The organism is Candidiatus Paracoxiella cheracis, assembly GCF_049348705.1.
Taxonomy (GTDB): Bacteria; Pseudomonadota; Gammaproteobacteria; order Coxiellales; family Coxiellaceae; genus Paracoxiella; species Paracoxiella cheracis.
In genome coordinates this window covers 1,693,107-1,713,325 of record NZ_CP186485.1, presented here as the reverse complement: position 1 = coordinate 1,713,325, position 20,219 = coordinate 1,693,107, and the positions used below count along the sequence as shown (strand labels likewise).

The window sequence follows — 20,219 nt, the reverse complement described above, 5'->3', positions numbered from 1 at the left end:
GCAAATACTACGAAGATGGATTTTTATACAGAAATTTTGCGCAAAAATCTAGCATTAAAACAAGCATGTCTCGAAGCTGGCTGAACAATACGTTATACTACGTATACGCATTTCGTTATCAAGGGTCATGGATGATCACTGTAAAAGAATATAAGCCTTATTTTCGTTCTCTGAGAGAAGATATCAAGCTTCTCTTGGAGGTATGGAGAAAAAAAAGTGATGTATTTTGGAGCGTTTTGCTCAGCAGCTTTGCAATCAACCTCCTGTCAATTGCGTTTCCCATTGCTTTACTACAAGTCTACGACCGCATTATTCCTAATCAATCAGTGAATACTTTGGTCTTGCTGTTACTGGGGGTATTAGTAGCGCTATTCATTGAAATGGGTTTAAAAATTTGCCGCGCCTATCTCACGAACTGGTCTGATGCCAAGTTTAAATTTTTGATGAGCAATCAACTGTTCCATCATTTGTTATTTAGTAAATTGTGGATATTTGAGCGAGAAGGCAGTGGTGTTCATATTAAACGATTAGATGCGCTTAGTTTAATCCAGAATTTTTACTCGGGACAAGCAGTGATTTCGTTAATCGATATTCCTTTTCTTTTAGTATTTTTGTTATTGATTACATATATTGGAGGTTGGTTGGTTTTTGTTCCAATACTGGTGCTTGCGTTTTTTGTTATGCGAGTAATACCTTACTTAAACCGATTACAATTGATAACACAGGCAAATCATGTCCACGAAGATCTACGCAGTAATTATATTATTGAAACATTAAGCAACATTCACACCTTAAAATCGATGGCGATGGAAGAACAAATGTTGCGTCGTTATGAACGATTACAGAAAAAATCCGCTGAATTTGATCATGATTTAAGTATTTCTAATACTAACTTAACCTCAGTTCTGGATAACTGCGTATAAATTATTCTTTATATTGTTGGTTTTTATTCCTGGTTTGTTTGGTCGCCAAGAATAGGCAATTAGCGCTGCAAGGGTATTGACTAAAAAATTAATCGGACTACGATGACGCGAATGCTCAACATGATACAAGTTTTTCAACTGATCGATAATCGTTTCTACGATGCCACGTTGTTTTAGGAAAAACTTTTCAAATGCAGAAAGCATTTTGTTCTTCATATTTTTACGGACTTTTGTCACAAATTTTAAATCGTGTTTTGCCAAATCGTCCGCAAGATCTTTTCCAAGATACCCTTTATCGCCAGCGCCCAACCCCTTTAAATTAGCCATTAATTTTCTAACAACAGCGCGATCATCCACGTTCCCTTTCGTTAAACAAAAACGGATTAATTCCCCTTGATGATTAATCACAATATGTAGTTTAAAGCCGTAAACCCAGCCCATTGTGCTTTTACTGCGTTTAGCAATGCCTTTGAAAACCTTGTTTCGATAAATTCGTTTATTGTGGCATACGCGTAGTGTAGTTGAGTCAATATAATACAATCCCGTGTGTTTGCCCTTTCTCGAAAGCAAATAGGCGGCGAGCATCATTAGCGCTGCTGATTGGCAGGCGACAAAACGTGTGTAACTCAGCGCCGTAGGAAAATACTTCTTCATGTCTTGTAAAACACATCCACAATAAAAATCCTTAAATGTGCGATAGTGACTCATTTGAAACAACACAATGATGGTGCCAATTTCAGACAAGCTCATTTGCATCGCTCGATCCGATGCGAGCCATGGAGAGGCGAAGCCGATGGCGAGTATTCCGCGGCAGCCGCCGATTTTTGACAGAGCGGAGTGCCGAAGGAACGGAGTTCCGTAGGCAGCGTAGCGAGTGGCAAAAATCTGTAGGCGGCGTCGAGTCATCTGGAGACAGTGCGCAGTCGGCCGCGAGGTCGCGGAGCGCTGTCGACGGGGACGTCCGCGGCTATTTAGGTTGTCGCGTATTGCGAGTCGATTATTGACAGGGATGCCAATAATCTATCACGAGCATCGCGACACACTTCCTCGTTTTCTGTCTGGGTTCGGTAGGAAATACTTTGATTGACCTTTCAAATAATCCTTGCAAAAATCATCCATATCACAAAAAATCTCCGTGACCGGTACCAACATGATTAACTCCTGTTACATTATTTAGCTGTAATTTTGGAGCTAAATTTTAGCGGTTCCGGTCTTTTTTTCAATTATTTCATTCACTTATTCCTTTTCTTATACAGAACTCAGGTTAACTTAGTTACACTCACCCGGAATTTATCGCAACTAATGATTGTTGCTGTCGTCGGCGTTGGTAGTTTGTTTGTGATGAATAATCAAATGACGGTGGGCGGGTTGGCTGCCTGTATGCTGCTGGCGACTCGGTGTATTCAGCCCATTAGCACGTTGTTAACCGTTTGGTCCCGTTTAAAGTTGGTCGCTATTGCAAATAAAGAAATACAATCATTATTAGAACTGCCCCTTGAGTCAAAACCAGGGTTACCTGTGTGTCCGAAACTTAAAGGTGGTATTGAGCTTCATGGAGTGAGTTTTCGGTATGAAAAAGAGTGGATATTGAAAGATGCAAATCTTGCCGTGAATCCCTACGAATGTGTTGCCATTGAGTTGGACTTTGGATAAATTTATAAAAATAATTAAAAATTGCTTGACATAGAAACCGAAAAAAAATTTTACGTTGTAAACAACGTTTGTTCGAAAAAATAAAATAAGGAACAAACGATGTTAGCGACAGAAAAACTAAAACAATTCCGTACATTCCTCTACAACATCTTCCCCGCGCGACGCGATGCCAATATGAATTTACTCGATGCCCTTTCAAGCCATGGCCATCGCTGCAAAACACCCATAGAATTATGTGAATCGCCATACTTTGAACGTGAATACAGTAGTATTACCGATGCGATTAGCGATGGTTTGTCGGTAGCAAATTGTTGGGATAGCATGATGAAAATACAATATGAACATGTGAGTCATAGCGATGACCGTGTGATCATTATTGCGGATACGACACCACAGTCGCGTCAAAGTGCACACTGTGTTGAAGATCGCCATGTGGTTTACAGCCCTAATCCAGCACCGGGTAACAAACCGATTACCATTGGACATGAATATTCAACGGTATCACTATTGCCCAATGATGGTGCAGCTCAAGAAAAGCATTGGTTAGTTCCACTGGATACGAGGCGCGTTAAAAGCGATGAAAAAGGCAATGTAGTTGGGATGCAGCAAATTAACCGTTGTATTGCAGACTTAGCGCTTACTCATAAATTGGTGGTTAGCGTGGCTGATTCAAAATATGGTACAGAAGCTTGCCGTAAACTGGTTAGCGAAAATCCCAATTGGGTACATCTTTTCCGTTTTAACAGTACCCGTAATGTTTTCGCGCCCGCATCAATAGAAGATAATACCTCAGGAAGTATAAAACGCTATGGTGATGCGATGAAACTAAACGACAGCACGACTCACCGTGAATCCGATGAGATTGTGCAGCAACCCATTACAACCCGCAGTGGCAAAACTTACCAATTGGAGATTAAAATATGGCGTGACCAATTACTGCGTGGTTCAAAGCAATTTAAAGGATATGAGCATCCTGTTACTGTTGTGCAATTGGTTGCGGTTGATGCTAACGGTAAATCTTTATATAAAAATCCACTCTGGTTAGGACTCGCTGGTGAACGACGTAATGAAATCACAGCATTAGAAGCGTATCACTATTACGATAGACGCTATGACATTGAACACTACTTTCGTTTTGATAAAGACAAACTGTTATTTGACCGATACCAAACACCGGATGTTAAGCACGAAGAAGATTGGTGGCGGATGACAGCATTAGCGTATACGCAACTTTATCTAGCGAGGAATCTTGCCCCGATTTTACCGAAAAAATGGGAGCGGTATTTGCCGAGCTTCCAAGTGGATAACGAAAAACCATCAATAACTGCGACCCCTTCACAAACGCAACGGGGTTTTTCTACGGTGCTTGATACCGTTGGCACGCCTGCTAATCTCTGCAAACCACGCGGTAATCCGCAAGGCAGAACCAAAGGTGATACGCAGGGGAAACGCACGCGACATCCTGCTATTTTCAAAAATAGCAACTCAAAAATTAAAACGATTCAGAGGACTGAAGAAAAGACGCAAAACTCAGACCCTGAAAAAATAGAGGATTTGATTGGGATAGTAAAATCATGGTTGGATAAAATAAATTTTACACCTGAGCAATTCTACGAATTGCTGCAAAAAACAGCTTAAGATTTAGAAACTCACATTTTTTGATTATTGTCCTAACTGGCAAGGGATTTTATTTATCCAAAGTCCAACATAAAAATACCCACGATATAGGCAACATGTCCACCGAGGGCAAACCAAAAAAATGACAATATATTGCCGATCAAATTCAAGGGTTTTGTGTGAATCACAGCGCTTTTAATATTCATGGCCATAAAAAACATAAATGCCACTACATAAAAAGAACCTGTTCCCGGTCCAAAAAAACCATTGTAAAAACCAATAATCGTACCAAAAATAAGGCCAAATAAGCTTAGTGACATTTTTGGTTTAACACTTTTATGCGCTAATTTAGGCGAAAAAATGGTGTATATCAAAATAATTAGCATTAAAGCGGCAATTATTTTTTTTAAATGAAGGGGATGAATGATTTGTATTAAAATAGTCCCTATCGTTGAGCCTATAGAGGCGAAGATTAATCCTAGCCATAGTTTTTTAAGTTCTAATTCACCGCCCTGAATAAATCGAATTGTCGCAGTTGACTCTCCAATGCAACTTTGCAATCGATTGGTGCCAAGAGACATTGCTGGGGAAAGTCCCGCCATTAATAATGCAGGCACAGTAATTAATCCGCCGCCACCAGCAATGGTATCAACAACACCGGCTCCACATCCGATTAATGTTAGGATGACATATGTTATCGAGGAAAGATGATGCATTTATTTTCCAAAAATTTTTAAAAATTTGATTGATTTTCTAACACTACTGGAAATACTAGCATGCGTTAAATTTTATTCAATGCGAATGATGTTAACGTGTTGATCAAACATTGTTGTGAATAAAAAAAGTATTGCGCAAGACTTAGGCTGTTTTTGATTTTTTTTATCGGTGTTGAATTAATTATGAGCAAAATAAATTTTTTTCCTAAAAAAAGTTAAAAAAAGTTGTTTACCTCTTCCATTCTGTTTCGGTTATGGTAAGATGCTTGAACGCGTTTCCGGAGTGGAGAGGATAGCAAACCACTTCCGCATAATCAGGTACATTTTGGATGTAAGAGGTTGCTTAGGTTATTTGTAAGCATTCTCTGCTTTCGCGTACAGAAAATTCAGTATATTTCTCTCTGGTATAATTCATCCCTCAATCATAACTGTATGATTTTTATCTTGTTTTTAAAATAACCAATAAAAATGCGCTCGTATGACCCTTTATTTCATCTCAAGATATATTTGTTCGAAACAACCCCGGTGCTATATTGAAGGTCCCCTTGATGGGAAACGTGAGTGTTTAGGGTAGCTGATAAAACATGGAAGTTTAGCTTGGCACTAAAATTTAGGGTCTAGCGGACAAGGAAGTCCTAAGCGAACTCTGACACAATGCCTAAAGTACCTATTCTATAGGGCTTTGGGTGATGAGGTAGTCTAAGGTCTGTGTTAGTAAGGATGCTATCCTCTTGGGCACGGAAGCCCGCTACAGACCCTCCAAGTTTGTAGTCTACAAAGGACCGCTTCGGCGGTCCTTTTCTTTTCCTTTGTGCAATGGATTGCAATTGCTTGTTAGCCGAGTTTGGGGTTACTCTTTTTCGGGAATCGCATCCCTGGCTGCTAACGTACCTTCATGCTACTTACGGCCTTCTGCTTCCTTTGCGCATCGGTGTCTATTCCTATAGAATGCGCCCAAGGCATACAACAGAGGACTCCCGATGCGTCGACCATTTGTAGCTGGAAACTGGAAAATGAACGGCTCTAAGGAAAGTACTGCCTTGCTATTAAATGAGCTTGTGCAGGGCTGTGAGCGAGTCGAGCTAGCAGAGCTTGCTGTATTTCCGCCATTTGTTTTTTTGGGGCAATGTGAACAAGTGTTGATGCGTACCCAGATCTCTTGGGGTGCTCAAAACGTCTCTAATGAACCAGACGGTGCTTTTACGGGCGAGATATCGGCATCGATGCTGCATGACTTTAATTGCCGTTATGTCATCGTTGGCCATTCTGAGCGACGAACTTTGTATGATGAGACCAATGAGCTGGTGGCTGCTAAATTTAAGGCTGCTTTGGATGCAGAGATACGGCCAGTGCTTTGTGTGGGCGAAACTGAAAAGCAACGGGATGCAGAACAAACGTTATCTGTGGTATCAGAACAACTTGCAGCGGTCCTGCATTTGCATGATAATCTGTCAGCGTTTGCTGATGCAGTGATTGCTTATGAACCTGTGTGGGCTATTGGAACAGGTAAACATGCCACACCGGAACAAGCTCAAGAAGTGCATGCAGCAATTCGAGAGCAATTGCGTCAACGGGATGAAAACTTAGCTGACAGCGTTCGAATTTTATACGGTGGCAGCGTTAAACCCGATAATGCCGAAGCTTTGTTTGCTATGCCAGACATTGATGGTGCATTAGTAGGCGGTGCTTCATTGCACGCCGAACAATTTTTAGAGATCGGAAAACTATGCAACAACTGATTTTGGTATTACATGTGTTAGTGGCTATTTGTTTGGTGACATTAGTATTGTTGCAGCATGGCAAAGGTGCTGATGTTGGTGCAGCATTTGGAAGCGGTGCTTCTAACACGATGTTTGGTAGCATCGGAGCGACGCCATTTTTGATGAAAATAACGATCCTCTTGGCTGCCATATTTTTTGCAACGAGTTTAACGTTGGGATATCTTTCAGCTCGAGAGCAAAAAGCGCTCCAGCAACAAACGATTCCCACGCAGCAGGCACCAACTCAGTCGATCCCGACGATACCTCCGAGTGGGAACTTACCGTCTAATTAAATTTTTTTGAGGTAAGGCGTTTCAGATAAGTGATTTGCCGAAGTGGTGGAATTGGTAGACACGCTGTCTTGAGGGGGCAGTGGCGAAAGCTGTGCCGGTTCGAGTCCGGCCTTCGGCATTATTTAAGGCCTGCATAATTGTGTTTATATCATATATAATGTAGCGACAAAATAAGGAACCCTATGTTAGCCAACTACTTTCCAATATTAGTATTCATCGGTGTGGGTGTTTTTATTGGTTTTGCTGCATTTGCTATGGGTTGGATGCTCGGCCCACGTCGTCCTGATAAAGCAAAACTATCTCCTTATGAATGTGGGTTTGATGCGTTTGAAGACGCGCGCTTACCCTTTGATGTTCGTTATTATTTGGTTGCTATCCTTTTCATCATTTTTGATTTAGAAACGGCGTTCTTATTTCCATGGGCAGTTGTTTTGCGTCATATTCATTGGATTGGCTTTTGGGCGATGATAATATTTCTCGGCATTTTAATTATTGGCTTTATTTATGAATGGAAGTGTGGTGCGCTAGAGTGGGAGTAGTCTTTAAGGATTAGGGATTGGATTTGTAAGGTTTATCATGAAAGACATATTAAACAAACAAGGTTTTGTGGTGACATCGGTAGACAACTTATTCCGATGGGCGCGCAGTGGATCGTTATGGCCGATGACATTTGGTTTGGCCTGTTGTGCTGTTGAAATGATGCAATGTGCAGCAGCACGCTACGATATCGACCGCTTTGGATTAATCTTTCGCCCGAGCCCTCGGCAATCAGATGTCATGATTGTAGCAGGTACACTTTGTAATAAAATGGCGCCCGCACTGCGTAAAGTCTATGACCAAATGGCTGAGCCGCGTTGGGTAATTTCCATGGGTTCTTGTGCTAACGGTGGTGGATATTACCACTATGCTTACTCTGTGGTGCGTGGTTGTGATCGCATTGTGCCTGTCGATATTTATGTTCCGGGTTGTCCACCGACGGCTGAAGCATTGCTTTACGGTATTATTCAACTACAAAATAAAGTAAAACGACGAAACATCATCGAGCGTAAATAAGGATTTCGCATGTCAGACAGTAAAATATTGGCAAACACAATTAATGATCGCTTTGCATCGTTAGTGGATGATGTTGCCATTCATCATGACATGGTGACGGTGGAACTGCCGCCAGCAAATTTATTGGAAATTTGCACCGCATTGCGCGATGAAGCGCCTTTTAAATTTGAAATTTTGCTAGATATTTGCGGTGTTGATTATATTGATTATGGAGTTAGCCACTGGAGAACGGAAGAGACGACGTTCAGTGGGTTTAGTCGCGGTTATAAAGAAGGAGCGCAGGAACAAATTATTCCGTGGAATAAGCCGCGCTTTGCATCGGTTTATCACTTATTATCGTTGAGTAATAATCAGCGTATTCGTTTAAAAGTATTTGTAGAAGGCGAACCGCCTTTAATTCCTTCTGTTGTTAATATTTGGACGTCGGCTAATTGGTACGAGCGTGAAGCGTTCGACTTGTTTGGTATTGTTTACGATGGCCATCCGGACTTGCGACGTTTGCTGACAGACTATGGTTTTGTCGGTCACCCTTTTCGCAAAGATTTTCCCTTGATTGGTGAAGTTGAGCTTCGATATGATGCGGCGCAAGAGCGTTGTGTTTACGAACCGGTGAGTATTCAACCGCGTGTATTAGTGCCGAAAGTGATTCGCCACGATAGTCGTTATTTAACGGGTGATGAACCCCAACATAAAGAACAAGAGGATTCGCATGGCTGAAGTTCGCAATTACACTTTAAACTTCGGCCCGCAGCATCCGGCGGCGCATGGTGTTTTGCGTCTTGTTATGGAAGTTGATGGTGAAGTCATTCAGCGCATCGATCCCCATATTGGATTATTGCATCGCGCTACTGAAAAACTAGCAGAAAGCAAACCCTATAATCAAAGTATTGGTTACATGGATCGGCTCGATTATGTCTCGATGATGTCTAACGAGCATGCTTATGTGATGGCCGTAGAAAAATTACTCGGGATTGAACCACCCATTCGCGCGAAATATATCCGCACGATGTTTGATGAAATCACACGCATTTTAAATCATTTACTGTGGTTGGGTGCGCATGCGCTCGATGTGGGCGCCATGACTGTTTTCCTATACTGTTTTCGTGAGCGTGAAGATTTAATGGATTGTTATGAAGCGGTTTCCGGGGCGCGTATGCATGCAACATACTATCGTCCGGGTGGTGTTTATCGTGATCTTCCCGATTCCATGCCGAAATATAAACCATCCAAATGGCACAATAAAAAAACGGTTGCCAAAATGAATGAGGCACGTGAAGGGTCATTACTGGATTTTATTTGGGATTTTACGGAGCGTTTTCCAAAATTAGTGGATGAATATGAAACACTGCTCACCGAAAATCGTATTTGGAAACAGCGCACGGTAGGTATTGGCGTTGTCTCAGCCGAGCGTGCCATGCAGCTTGGATTTACTGGTCCCATGTTAAGAGGTTCGGGTGTAGAGTGGGATCTACGCAAAAAACAGCCTTATTCGGTATATGACCAAATCGACTTTGATATTCCCGTGGGCACGAATGGTGATTGTTACGATCGCTATCTCGTGCGTGTGGAAGAAATGCGTCAGTCCAATCGCATTATTCGTCAATGTGTGGAATGGTTGCGTCACAACCCTGGCCCTGTGATAGCGGGTGACTATAAAGTTGTGCCGCCAAAGCGTACTGTGATGAAACGGGATATGGAATCCTTAATTCATCACTTCAAATTATTTACTGAAGGTTATAACGTACCCGAAGGTGAAGCTTATGCATGTGTGGAACAACCTAAAGGTGAGTTCGGCATTTATATGGTTTCTGATGGGGCAAATAAACCTTATCGCGTGAAAATACGTGCAGCGAGTTATCCGTGTCTTGCAGCACTTGACGAAATGTGTCGTGGGCATATGATTGCGGATTTGGTTGCAGTCATTTCAAGTATTGATATTGTTTTTGGTGAGATTGATCGTTAATGACAGAATTAACTGAACAAAAATTTGTGCTATCTGATGCGGTGAAAAAAGAAATAGATCACTGGATAAAAAAATATCCGCCAGATCAAAAAAAATGGGCACTGGTTAAAGCGCTACTATTGGCACAAGATCAAAACGGTGGTTGGTTGAGTGACGCTGCGATGAATGCTGTTGCTGATTACCTAGACGTGCCGCACATCGTTGCTTACGAAGCGGCTACGTTTTATGACATGTATAACCTCAAGCCAATTGGCAACAATAAAATTAGCGTTTGCACGAATGTTGCGTGCATGTTGCGTGGTAGCGAAGAAATCATCGACTGCTTAAAAAAACGCTTAAACATTAATGTGGGTGAAACGACCAAAGATGGTTTGTTTACAGTCACTGAAGTAGAATGCATGGCGGCTTGCGCGGGTGCACCGATGTGTCAAATCAACGACAAGGCATACCACGAAAACTTAACACCTGAAAAAATGTTAGCGTTAATCGATCAACTAGAGCAGGGGGCAAAAACAAATGTTGAATGAAGTTTGTTACCGCACGCTGCATCTCGATGAACCGTGGACATTGAAAACCTATGAAAGCATTGGTGGCTACAAAGTTTTACGAAAAATTTTAACCGAAAAAACATCGCCAGAAGACATTATCAATGAACTTAAAGAATCTTCGTTGCGCGGCCGAGGCGGCGCTGGATTTCCGACGGGTCTAAAATGGAGTTTTATTTCTCGCGATGTGCCGGGTCAGAAATTTGTGATTTGCAACTCTGACGAAAGTGAGCCGGGCACGTGTAAAGATCGCGATATTTTGCGCTTTAATCCACACCAATTATTAGAAGGCATTGCCATTGCCTGTTACACGTTAGGCGCAACAGTTGCTTATAACTTCTTGCGTGGTGAATTTTGGGAGCCGATGCAACGTTGTGAAGCTGCTTTGGCCGAAGCTCGAAAAGCGGGTTTAATTGGTAAAAATGCTTTGGGCTCAGGTGTTGATATTGAAATCTTCAACCACATGAGTGCGGGTGCTTATATTTGCGGTGAAGAAACTGCGTTGATGAACTCATTAGAAGGCAAACGTGGTTGGCCGCGGTTCAAACCACCTTTTCCAGCAAATTACGGTTTGTATGGTCGTCCTACAAATATTAACAACACAGAAACCTACACTTCGGTTCCCGTTATTTTAGAAAAAGGCGGAAAATGGTTTGCAGACTTAGGGCCGCCTAAAAATGGTGGTACGAAAATATTTTCGGTGAGTGGCCACGTCGCAAAACCTGGCAACTATGAAGTGCCGCTCGGCATACCCTTTGCAGAATTATTAGATTTAGCGGGTGGTATGCGAAATGGTGCAAAACTAAAAGCGGTTATTCCGGGTGGTAGCTCCATGCCGATTCTACCCGCCGACATCATGATGAAAACTAACATGGACTTTGATAGCTTAATGGCAGCAGGTTCCATGTTGGGTTCGGGTGGTGTGATGGTGATGGATGAATCAACGTGTATTGTGAAAGTGTTGGAACGAATTTCAAAATTTTATATGCATGAATCGTGTGGGCAATGTACGCCGTGTCGTGAAGGAACGGGTTGGCTTTATCGTCTAGTGCATCAAATTGAATCTGGCGAGGGCACCATGCGTGACCTTGAGCGCTTAGGTAAAGTTGCTAAAGGTATCGAAGGCCGAACAATTTGTGCCTTTGGCGAAGCAGCGGCTTGGCCTGTAGGTGGTGCACTAAAGCATTTTTATGATGAATTTGAATATCATGTAAAACATGGGAAATGTATGGTTAATTAGGGATTAAGGATTGGGGATTAGGAAAAATAAAGGTTAACAATGATTGAAATTGAGATAAATGGTAAAAAAACCATCGTCGATGATGGCACGACGATCATCGAGGCTGCCGATGCAATGGATATTTATATTCCACGGTTTTGTTACCACAAAAAACTATCGATCGCAGCGAACTGTCGCATGTGTTTAGTTGAGGTTGAAAAAGTAGGTAAGCCTTTACCCGCGTGTGCAACTCCTGTTACACCCGGCATGAAAGTATTCACCCAATCCAAAAAAGCTTTGGATGCGCAGCGTGCGGGCATGGAATTTTTACTCATTAATCATCCTTTAGACTGCCCCATCTGTGATCAAGGTGGTGAGTGTGAATTGCAAGACCTTGCTATGGGATTTGGCCGAAGTTGCTCGAATTATGATGAGCCCAAGCGCTCCGTATTTAGTGATGATATTGGCCCGCTGATCGAAACGGAAATGACGCGTTGTATTCAATGCACGCGCTGTGTGCGTTTTGGTGAGGAAATTGCTGGGTTGCGCGAACTCGGTGTGATTGGTCGCGGCGAAAAAGAAGAAATTACCACCTACGTGCAGCATTTTTTGAAATCAGAATTATCGGGCAATATCATCGATATTTGTCCGGTGGGCGCATTAACCGACAAACCTGCTCGGTATAACGGGCGGGGTTGGGAATATCGTGAACATCCTTCTGTGAGCCCACACGATTGTGTTGGCACAAACACGTTTGTTCACAATCGTTGGGAAGAATATTCACCGCAACGAAAAGTCATGCGTGCAGTGCCACGTGAAAATGACGCTATCAATGAAAACTGGATCAGTGATCGTGATCGTTATAGTCACTTTGGTTTGTATCATGAATCACGTGTTTATCGACCTCGCATGAAAAAAGGCACTCAATGGGTTGAAGTAGGTTGGGAGACAGCACTGCAAGCAGTGACAAGCTGTGTTAAAGCGGTTGTAGAAAAAGAAGGAGCTAATCAGATTGCTGCGTTAGCATCACCTAATTCTACTGTGGAAGAATTTTACTTATTACAAAAATTGCTGCGCAGCTTAGGCAGCCCGCATATCGATCACCGTTTTCGTCAGCAGGATTTTTCGGATCAACAATTAGCACCTACATTTCCGTCTACCAACATCCCCATCGCTGACATACCGAATCTAAATGCAATTTTGTTAGTAGGCTCAAATGTGCGTTTTGAGCAACCTATTCTCAGTCACCGCATGAATCAGGCTTTCTTAGAAGAAGCAAAAATCATGGCAGTGAACGCGATGGATTACGACTATATTTTTAACCTGCACCAAAAAATAATTGCGCCGTCGCAGCAAATGGTTTTGGCATTAGCCGAAATAGCCAAAGCATTGGCTGAAGAGGCTAAACAGAATATTGCTGAATTAGCAGATATTACACCGAGCGAGCATGCCAAAGAAATTGCGAGCACGCTCAAAAAAGCTGGAAAAGCAGGTATTTTTATCGGGGAGCATGCGCTTAATCATCCAAATGCATCAGAAATTCGTGCGATGGTGCAACTTATCGCAAAACTGAGTGATGCTAAAACGGCTGTACTAACAGAAGGAGCGAATGTTGCCGGTGCTTGGTTGGCGGGCGCGATTCCGCATCGCGGACCAGCGGGTGCTGAGCTCGATAAAAAAGGATTGGATGCAAAAGCACTATTAACAACCGATGCCCTTAGTGGTTATTTCTTATTAAACTTTGAACCCGAATTGGATTGTGCGTATTCGGCGGCAGCATTAAAAGCATTAAACGATGCAAGATTTGTGGTGTGCTTAACGCCGTTTGCAACTGCCGAAATGGAAAAATATGCAGATTTTATTTTACCCATCACAAACTATGTGGGTACGGCTGGAACTTATGTTAACGTTGAAGGAACCTGGCAATCATTTTCTGCAATTAGTTTGCCAGAAGAAGATTCAAAGCCCGCATGGAAAGTACTACGCGTCTTGGGTAATTTATTAGAGCTAAACGGTTTTGATTATAAAACCGTACATGAAGTCCATCATGAAATCAAAAAACAAGTGGATGAAATGTCGGCTAAGCAGCCTGGCGAACAGGTAATACCGAAGATAAAATTGCATCAAGGTGAACTGATGCGTTTGGCACCATGGCCCATGTATCGCGCTAATAGTTTGGTGCGTCGGTCTGCGCCGCTTCAGGAAACATTGGCAAGTGATATCGCGAGTATTGCTTTAAATGCAAAAACAGCGGCAGCCTTAAACTTACAAGAACATCGTAATGTCACGGCCGTTCAGGGCGACAGCCGTGTGACATTACCTTTGGTGATTAATGATAAATTGGCTGATGACACGGTCTTAATTCCTTGTGGGTTGCAAGAAACTGCAGGGTTTGGTCAAGCGGAAGCAGCGGTAATTTTGGAGCAAGCATAGTGTTTGGTGAACAAATACTCACATTAATTTGGATCATTGTTAAGATTATTTTTATCTTGATTCCACTGTTTATAATCGTAGCGTTTTTAACATTCGCTGAACGTAAAATCATCGGTTACATTCAAGGGCGTATTGGTCCAAACCGTGTGGGTCCGCGCGGCTTTGCACAACCGATTGCCGATACGCTGAAACTCATATTAAAAGAAATTATCATACCGAGCGCTTCTAACCGCTATCTGTTCATCATTGCGCCGGTCTTAGCATTAGCGCCTGCCTTGGCGGCGTGGTCAGTAATTCCTGTTAATCAAGGGTGGGTTTTGGCTAATGTAAATGCTGGATTATTATTTCTATTTGCAATGACTTCACTCGGTGTTTATGGCATTTTGGTGGCTGGGTGGGCATCAAACTCGAAATACGCGTTTTTTGGTGCACTGCGCTCAGCAGCTCAAGTGGTTTCCTATGAGATTGCGATGGGTTTTGCATTAGTCGGTGTTTTGTTGGCGGCTGGCAGCATGAACCTACAGGATATCGTCATGCGTCAAAGTGGCGGATTTTGGCATTGGTTTTGGTTACCGTTGTTGCCGTTATTTTTCGTCTATTGGGTGTCTGCTGTTGCGGAAACGAATCGATTGCCATTTGATGTGGCAGAAGGTGAGTCTGAAATCGTAGCGGGTTTTCATGTTGAATATTCGGGTATGGCATTTGCGCTATTTTTCCTCGCCGAATATGCCAACATGGTTTTAGTCTCCGCTATCGGTACGACTCTATTTTTGGGAGGATGGTTATCACCATTCCAGGGTATACCCGGTCTGCAAGAAGCGTTTGCGTGGGTGCCTGGCATTATTTGGTTTTTATTAAAGCTCTCGTTTTTTATATTTTTGTATTTTTGGATGAGAGCCACATTTCCTCGCTATCGCTACGATCAAATCATGCATTTGGGATGGAAGGTGTTAATACCGATAACCATTGTATGGATTATTGTGATTGGATTTTTTGTAGAATTTCATTTGACGCATTGGTTTTGATGATGAATAGAATAACGAAATTAATCAGAAAAATATTACTCTTAGAGATGCTAAGAGGAATGGCACTCACGCTTCGTTATTATTTTCGACGAAAAGTCACGATACAATACCCCGAAGAACAAGTGCCTAGCTCTTTCCGATTTCGAGGCATGCTGGCATTGCGTCGTTATCCCAATGGTGAAGAGCGTTGCATTGCGTGTAAACTGTGTGAAGCCGTTTGTCCGGCTTGCGCCATTACAATTGAAGCGGGCCCTCGAGAAGAAGATGGCTCTCGTCGCACAACGTTGTATGATATTGATGCGTTCAAATGCATTAACTGTGGTTTTTGTCAAGAAGCTTGCCCCGTTGATGCGATTGTCTTGACCCCTGAAATGCATTATGCGATTAAAGATCGAGGCGATAATATCTTAACAAAAGAAAAATTATTGATGATTGGTGATCTGTATGAAAAATCGATCGCTGAGGATTTGGATAAAGATAAGAAATATAGATAGGAGTTTTTAACGAGTGTTTCCAACATATCAGGTTATATTTTTTATTTTTGCGATTGTGCTCATTGCTGCGGCAGTGATGGTTATCGTGTCGCGCAATCCTGTGCATTCTATCTTGTTTTTAGTGCTAGCCTTTTTTGCGAGTGCGATATTGTGGATGATGTTGCAAGCAGAATTTTTAGCGCTGATACTCATATTTGTCTATGTTGGCGCCGTAATGACACTATTCTTGTTTGTGGTGATGATGCTGAATATCGATCTCTCCAAAATACGAGAGCAATTCGTGCGATTCCTGCCGATTGGAATTCTTATCATGTTGTTGTTAATCGCCACGATGGTTGTGGTGGTATTGCCGAAACATTTGCCGAGCGCCACATCACATTTGACACATTTGCCGGCAAATTTCAGTAATGTAAAGGCGATGGGGAACCTGCTTTATACAGATTATTTGCTGCCGTTTGAAATCGCTTCGATCATATTATTAGTCGCCATAATCGCAGCGATTACCCTGGCATTTTATGGTCGCAAACCGAACACAAAGGCGCAGAATATTGCTAAGCAACTGATGGCGTCGAAGAAAAATCGATTACGAGTTGTAAAAATGAAGGCGGAAAAGCGATGATTCCTTTAAGTTATTATTTGATAATCGGAGCGATCTTATTTGGCTTGAGTTTTGCCGGAATCGTGATTAATCGTAAGAACTTAATCGTTTTGTTAATGTGTATTGAGGTGATGTTGCTCGCAGTGAATACGAATTTTATTGCATTTGCGCAGTATCTCACAGTGGGATCTGGTGAGATTTTTGTATTTTTTATTTTGACGGTTGCAGCGGCCGAATCGGCGATTGGACTAGCTATCTTAGTGTTATTCTATCGTCGGCGTGGCAGCATTAATGTCGCCGATATGAATATTTTGAAGGGGTGAGGCACGCTGCCTGGGCTGAATGTTCGGACAGGGAGCGATGCAAGAGAGATACTTATAGGGTTTTTTTAAATGCACGAATTAATACGCAATTTGACAGTAGTTACTGTGTTTGCTCCGCTGTTGGGGAGTTTGATCGCGGGCATTGGTGGCAAGCGCGTGGGGCATCGTGGCGCGCATGGGTCCACAATTCTACTAATGCTGCTTTCACTGAGCTGTGCGGCGACTATTTTCAAACTGGTTATTTTTGATGTCGCAAGCTTCTATGGCACACTTTATACGTGGGGTGTATCCGGTAGCTTTCAGTTCGATGTCGGTTTCATGATCGATCAGTTAACCGCGTTGATGATGTTGATTGTCACGTTTGTTTCTACTTTGGTCCATATTTATAGCGTTGGTTACATGGCCGACGATCCTGGTTACGAGCGGTTTTTCAGCTATGTTTCGCTATTTACCTTTATGATGTTGATGTTGTGCAGCGCCAACAATTTCTTCCAATTGTTTTTTGGTTGGGAAGGTGTTGGCTTGGTATCTTATTTATTAATTGGTTTTTGGTTCCAAAAGGAATCGGCGGCCATTGGAAGTCTCAAGGCATTCTTGGTTAACCGTGTTGGGGACTTTGGGTTTGTTTTAGGTCTTGCGGCCATTCTCGATAATTTTGGTACGTTGGATTATCGCACCGTTTTTGCAGGGGTCGATAAACTCCTTCACGCGACTATCACGATTTTCCCGGGTACGCACTGGTCTGTTATCACTGTCATTTGTATTTTGTTGTTTATTGGTGCAATGGGCAAGTCGGCACAAATGCCGCTGCATGTGTGGTTGCCTGAATCGATGGAAGGTCCGACACCGATTTCTGCATTAATTCACGCGGCCACTATGGTAACGGCGGGTGTGTTTATGGTGGCACGCATGTCACCGCTATTTGAATTTTCGCACGTGGCGTTGAGTATGGTGTTAATTATCGGAGCAACGGGTGCGCTCTTTACCGGTTTATTAGCCTTTGTGGAATTTGATATTAAACGTGTCATTGCGTATTCCACCATGTCGCAGTTGGGCTATATGATGGCGGCCGATGGTGTTTCAGCCTATTCAGCGGGTATTTTTCATTTGCTCACGCATGCATGTTTTAAAGCCTTACTCTTCTTGTCGGCGGGTTCGGTGATCATCGCGATGCATCATGAGCAAGATCTACGAAAGATGGGTAATTTGAAAAAATATTTGCCGGTAACGTATGTGACGTTTTTAATCGGCGCGTTAGCACTTTCTGCGATTCCACCGTTTTCGGGGTTTTATTCGAAAGACTCCATCATCGATGCTGTGCATCGATCCACATTAACAGGCTCTGAGTACGGTTATATTTGTTTGCTCGTCGGGGCTTTTGTGACAGGCTATTATATTTTTCGTGCCTTTTTCATGGCTTTTCATACTAAAGAACGCATGGATGAATCCTTGCGCAAAAAACTGAAAGAAACGCATTGGTCGATGCGCTTTGCGCAGATTGGTTTGGCGATTCCCGCCGTGTTTTTAGGCATGTTTATGATCTATCCGATATTATATGCTGTACCGAGTCTTTTAGGAAACAGTGTTTTTGTATTACCAAAATATAATGTGTTGGCCGAAATGGCGAGCAGCTATAAAGGCGCCTTTCAGATGTTTTATGATTCACCCTTAACGGTCCCATTTTGGTTTTCGGTGGGCGGTGTTGTGTCTGCCTGGTTCATGGTAATTGTCGCGCCGAAGATCCCAGTATTCTTAAAACGTTATCTGCCCTTTTTGTATCGTATTCTGATCGAACAATATGGCTTTGATGCTCTTAATTCACTTGTTTTTGTTCGCGGCGGTACAAGGCTCGCTGATTTCTTTTTCAAATTTGGTGATTTGAAGCTCATCGACAACTTCATGGTTGATGGTTCGGGACGAAGTGCGAATCGAGTGGCGAGATTGATGCGACGTTTACAATCAGGGTACCTATATCATTACGTTTTTGTGATGATATTAGGCTTATTGGCATTTTTGATTTGGTTGGTTTTAGCATAAGATGTTTGGACATATCCCTATACTCAGTACATTAATTTGGTTGCCTGTTTTAGGCGCCATTCCCGTTGCCCTGCTCAATAAGCCCGAGCGTGACAATCAAGCACGTGTTTCAGCGCTTATTATTTCGATCGTTATTTTTGCGTTAAGCGTTATCATGTATTTTGCGTTTGATCGCAATACATCAGCGATGCAGTTCACTGAGCATTTCGCTTGGGTGCCTTCTTTGAAAATTGATTATGATTTAGGTGTCGATGGTATTTCGATGCCGTTGATCGTGTTAACGTGTTTTACTACGATGTTGATTGTGTTGGCATCGTGGACCATGGTAAAGAAAAAGGTAGGTCTATATTTAGCAGCATTCTTAGTGATGCAAGGTGCCGTCGTTGGCGTGTTTGCCTCTTTAGATTCGATGTTGTTTTATTTCTTTTGGGAAGCAATGCTGATTCCGATGTATTTGAGTATCGGGATCTGGGGTATGGAAAAACGTTCTTATGCTGCCATTAAGTTTTTCTTGTATACGTTTTTTGGCTCTGCTTTATTGCTAGTCGCCTTGCTCTATTTGCGCTTACATTCAGGCAGTTTTTACATTCTCGATTACTATCATTTAAAGATCACCATGCCCGTTCAAATTCTCATTTTCGTCGGCTTTTTAATTGCCTTTGCGATCAAAGTGCCGATGTGGCCGGTGCATACCTGGTTACCAGATGCGCATACGGAGGCGCCCGTCGGTGGCTCTGTTGTGTTAGCAGCCTTGATGCTGAAATTAGGTGCGTACGGTTTTCTGCGATTTAGTTTGCCAATTGTGCCTGATGCGAGCCGCCATTTAGATTGGCTCATGATTATTTTATCGTTGGTTGCTATCGTGTATATCGGTTTTATTGCGATTGCCCAAACCGACATGAAAAAGTTGATTGCCTACTCTTCGGTGGCGCACATGGGATTCGTGACCTTGGGTGCATTCATGCTGTATGTCATCGTTGAAAAAACAGGTAAAGTACAGGATGCGTATTTGTCGCTTGAAGGGGCGATGACACAAATGATATCGCACGCGTTTGGCGCAGGTGCGATGTTCTTGGCGTTCGGTGTGTTGTATGAGCAACTGCACACCCGTTACATAAAAGATTTTGGCGGTATTGCGAAGACGATGCCGCATTTCGCCGCGTTTTTCATGGTATTTGCCATGTCGAATGTCGGCTTGCCAGGCACATCTGGCTTTGTGGGTGAATTTATGGTTTTACTCAGCACGTTCAAAGCAAGTTTTTGGGTGACTTTCTTTGCTGCATCTACCTTGGTGATCGGAGCTGCTTATACATTGTGGATGTTTAAACGCGTTTTCTTTGGCGCTATTACCAACCAGCCGGTGGCACAATTAAAAGATATTGGTATGAGCGATACACTTATCTTTGTTTTATTAACGGCTGCCGTAGTGTGGATCGGTGTTTATCCGAATTCGCTACTAAATGTGTTTCATGCAACGATCGGGCACTTGTTGCAGCTTAGTTTACAGTCGAGGTTGTAGGGGTGAATAAAGATTCGCTTAATTATATTATAGGTTGTGAGTTTCATG

General features: G+C 42.6%; 21 protein-coding genes and 1 tRNA gene. 19 read left to right on the top strand and 3 right to left on the bottom strand.

Translation table 11 applies throughout. The annotated features are described in order from the left end of the window. Positions 1–131 precede the first annotated feature (131 nt). A complete protein-coding gene (locus ACJMKR_RS09005) occupies positions 132–923 on the top strand; it encodes an ABC transporter transmembrane domain-containing protein (RefSeq protein ID WP_423062766.1) in 792 nt (263 codons plus the stop codon). On the opposite strand, the gene ACJMKR_RS09000 is transcribed toward ACJMKR_RS09005, so the two are convergent. Together ACJMKR_RS09000 and ACJMKR_RS08995 are read right to left on the bottom strand one after the other, a co-directional pair. Beyond that, positions 900–1,829, bottom strand: a complete 930-nt coding sequence (locus ACJMKR_RS09000; RefSeq protein ID WP_423062765.1) for an IS982 family transposase — start codon at positions 1,827–1,829, stop codon at positions 900–902. The two genes, ACJMKR_RS09005 and ACJMKR_RS09000, sit on opposite strands and share 24 nt — an antisense overlap. A 117-nt stretch (positions 1,830–1,946) precedes the next feature. Further along, positions 1,947–2,075, bottom strand: coding sequence for a hypothetical protein (locus ACJMKR_RS08995; RefSeq protein WP_423062764.1), 129 nt, complete (start codon positions 2,073–2,075; stop codon positions 1,947–1,949). A gap of 150 nt (positions 2,076–2,225) precedes the next feature. On the opposite strand from ACJMKR_RS08995, the gene ACJMKR_RS08990 reads away from it, so the two are divergent. Beyond that, a complete protein-coding gene (locus ACJMKR_RS08990; protein WP_423062763.1) occupies positions 2,226–2,576 on the top strand; it encodes a hypothetical protein in 351 nt (116 codons plus the stop codon). A 99-nt stretch (positions 2,577–2,675) separates the two neighbouring features. Next, the gene (locus ACJMKR_RS08985; protein ID WP_423062693.1) at positions 2,676–4,214 is read left to right on the top strand and encodes a transposase; all 1,539 of its coding nucleotides are present in this window, start codon (positions 2,676–2,678) and stop codon (positions 4,212–4,214) included. A gap of 53 nt (positions 4,215–4,267) precedes the next feature. Here ACJMKR_RS08985 and ACJMKR_RS08980 read toward each other — a convergent pair whose 3' ends face one another. Next, on the bottom strand, positions 4,268–4,909 hold the full coding sequence (locus tag ACJMKR_RS08980) for a TSUP family transporter (protein ID WP_423062762.1): 642 nt from the start codon (positions 4,907–4,909) through the stop codon (positions 4,268–4,270). A gap of 980 nt (positions 4,910–5,889) precedes the next feature. Here ACJMKR_RS08980 and tpiA point away from each other — a divergent pair. The 16 genes from tpiA to ACJMKR_RS08900 all read left to right on the top strand — a co-directional run bounded on the left by tpiA (position 5,890) and on the right by ACJMKR_RS08900 (position 20,171). Continuing rightward, on the top strand, positions 5,890–6,648 hold the full coding sequence (gene tpiA / locus ACJMKR_RS08975) for a triose-phosphate isomerase (RefSeq protein WP_423062761.1): 759 nt from the start codon (positions 5,890–5,892) through the stop codon (positions 6,646–6,648). Beyond that, positions 6,636–6,962 (top strand): preprotein translocase subunit SecG, encoded by a 327-nt coding sequence (gene secG / locus ACJMKR_RS08970; RefSeq protein WP_423062760.1) that lies wholly within the window; start codon positions 6,636–6,638, stop codon positions 6,960–6,962. The genes tpiA and secG overlap by 13 nt, the downstream gene beginning before the upstream one ends. A gap of 36 nt (positions 6,963–6,998) precedes the next feature. After that, positions 6,999–7,080: transfer RNA gene (locus ACJMKR_RS08965), tRNA-Leu, on the top strand. Positions 7,081–7,144: 64 nt separating this feature from the next. Further along, on the top strand, positions 7,145–7,501 hold the full coding sequence (gene ndhC / locus ACJMKR_RS08960) for an NADH-quinone oxidoreductase subunit A (RefSeq protein WP_423062759.1): 357 nt from the start codon (positions 7,145–7,147) through the stop codon (positions 7,499–7,501). 37 nt (positions 7,502–7,538) lie between these two features. After that, positions 7,539–8,015, top strand: a complete 477-nt coding sequence (locus tag ACJMKR_RS08955; protein WP_423062758.1) for a NuoB/complex I 20 kDa subunit family protein — start codon at positions 7,539–7,541, stop codon at positions 8,013–8,015. 9 nt (positions 8,016–8,024) lie between these two features. Next, positions 8,025–8,732, top strand: a complete 708-nt coding sequence (locus ACJMKR_RS08950; RefSeq protein ID WP_423062757.1) for an NADH-quinone oxidoreductase subunit C — start codon at positions 8,025–8,027, stop codon at positions 8,730–8,732. Further along, a complete protein-coding gene (locus ACJMKR_RS08945; protein ID WP_423062756.1) occupies positions 8,725–9,978 on the top strand; it encodes an NADH-quinone oxidoreductase subunit D in 1,254 nt (417 codons plus the stop codon). Before ACJMKR_RS08950 ends, ACJMKR_RS08945 begins: the two co-directional genes overlap by 8 nt. Then, on the top strand, positions 9,978–10,505 hold the full coding sequence (gene nuoE / locus ACJMKR_RS08940) for an NADH-quinone oxidoreductase subunit NuoE (protein ID WP_423062755.1): 528 nt from the start codon (positions 9,978–9,980) through the stop codon (positions 10,503–10,505). The genes ACJMKR_RS08945 and nuoE overlap by 1 nt, the downstream gene beginning before the upstream one ends. Then, on the top strand, positions 10,495–11,763 hold the full coding sequence (nuoF, locus tag ACJMKR_RS08935) for an NADH-quinone oxidoreductase subunit NuoF (RefSeq protein WP_423062754.1): 1,269 nt from the start codon (positions 10,495–10,497) through the stop codon (positions 11,761–11,763). Before nuoE ends, nuoF begins: the two co-directional genes overlap by 11 nt. A 39-nt stretch (positions 11,764–11,802) precedes the next feature. Next, complete coding sequence (gene nuoG, locus ACJMKR_RS08930; protein ID WP_423062753.1) at positions 11,803–14,175, top strand: NADH-quinone oxidoreductase subunit NuoG; 2,373 nt, start codon at positions 11,803–11,805, stop codon at positions 14,173–14,175. After that, entirely contained in the window at positions 14,175–15,200 is a 1,026-nt protein-coding gene (gene nuoH / locus ACJMKR_RS08925) for an NADH-quinone oxidoreductase subunit NuoH (RefSeq protein WP_423062752.1), read from the top strand. Before nuoG ends, nuoH begins: the two co-directional genes overlap by 1 nt. Before the next feature lie 2 nt (positions 15,201–15,202). After that, positions 15,203–15,694: an NADH-quinone oxidoreductase subunit NuoI gene (gene nuoI / locus ACJMKR_RS08920; RefSeq protein ID WP_423064225.1), complete on the top strand. Its 492-nt coding sequence runs from the start codon at positions 15,203–15,205 to the stop codon at positions 15,692–15,694. 13 nt (positions 15,695–15,707) lie between these two features. Then, complete coding sequence (locus tag ACJMKR_RS08915) at positions 15,708–16,313, top strand: NADH-quinone oxidoreductase subunit J (protein ID WP_423062751.1); 606 nt, start codon at positions 15,708–15,710, stop codon at positions 16,311–16,313. Then, positions 16,310–16,615: an NADH-quinone oxidoreductase subunit NuoK gene (nuoK, locus tag ACJMKR_RS08910; RefSeq protein ID WP_423062750.1), complete on the top strand. Its 306-nt coding sequence runs from the start codon at positions 16,310–16,312 to the stop codon at positions 16,613–16,615. The genes ACJMKR_RS08915 and nuoK overlap by 4 nt, the downstream gene beginning before the upstream one ends. 69 nt (positions 16,616–16,684) lie before the next feature. Then, the gene (gene nuoL / locus ACJMKR_RS08905) at positions 16,685–18,652 is read left to right on the top strand and encodes an NADH-quinone oxidoreductase subunit L (RefSeq protein ID WP_423062749.1); all 1,968 of its coding nucleotides are present in this window, start codon (positions 16,685–16,687) and stop codon (positions 18,650–18,652) included. A 1-nt stretch (position 18,653) separates the two neighbouring features. Next, a complete protein-coding gene (locus ACJMKR_RS08900) occupies positions 18,654–20,171 on the top strand; it encodes a complex I subunit 4 family protein (protein WP_423062748.1) in 1,518 nt (505 codons plus the stop codon). Positions 20,172–20,219: the final 48 nt, after the last annotated feature.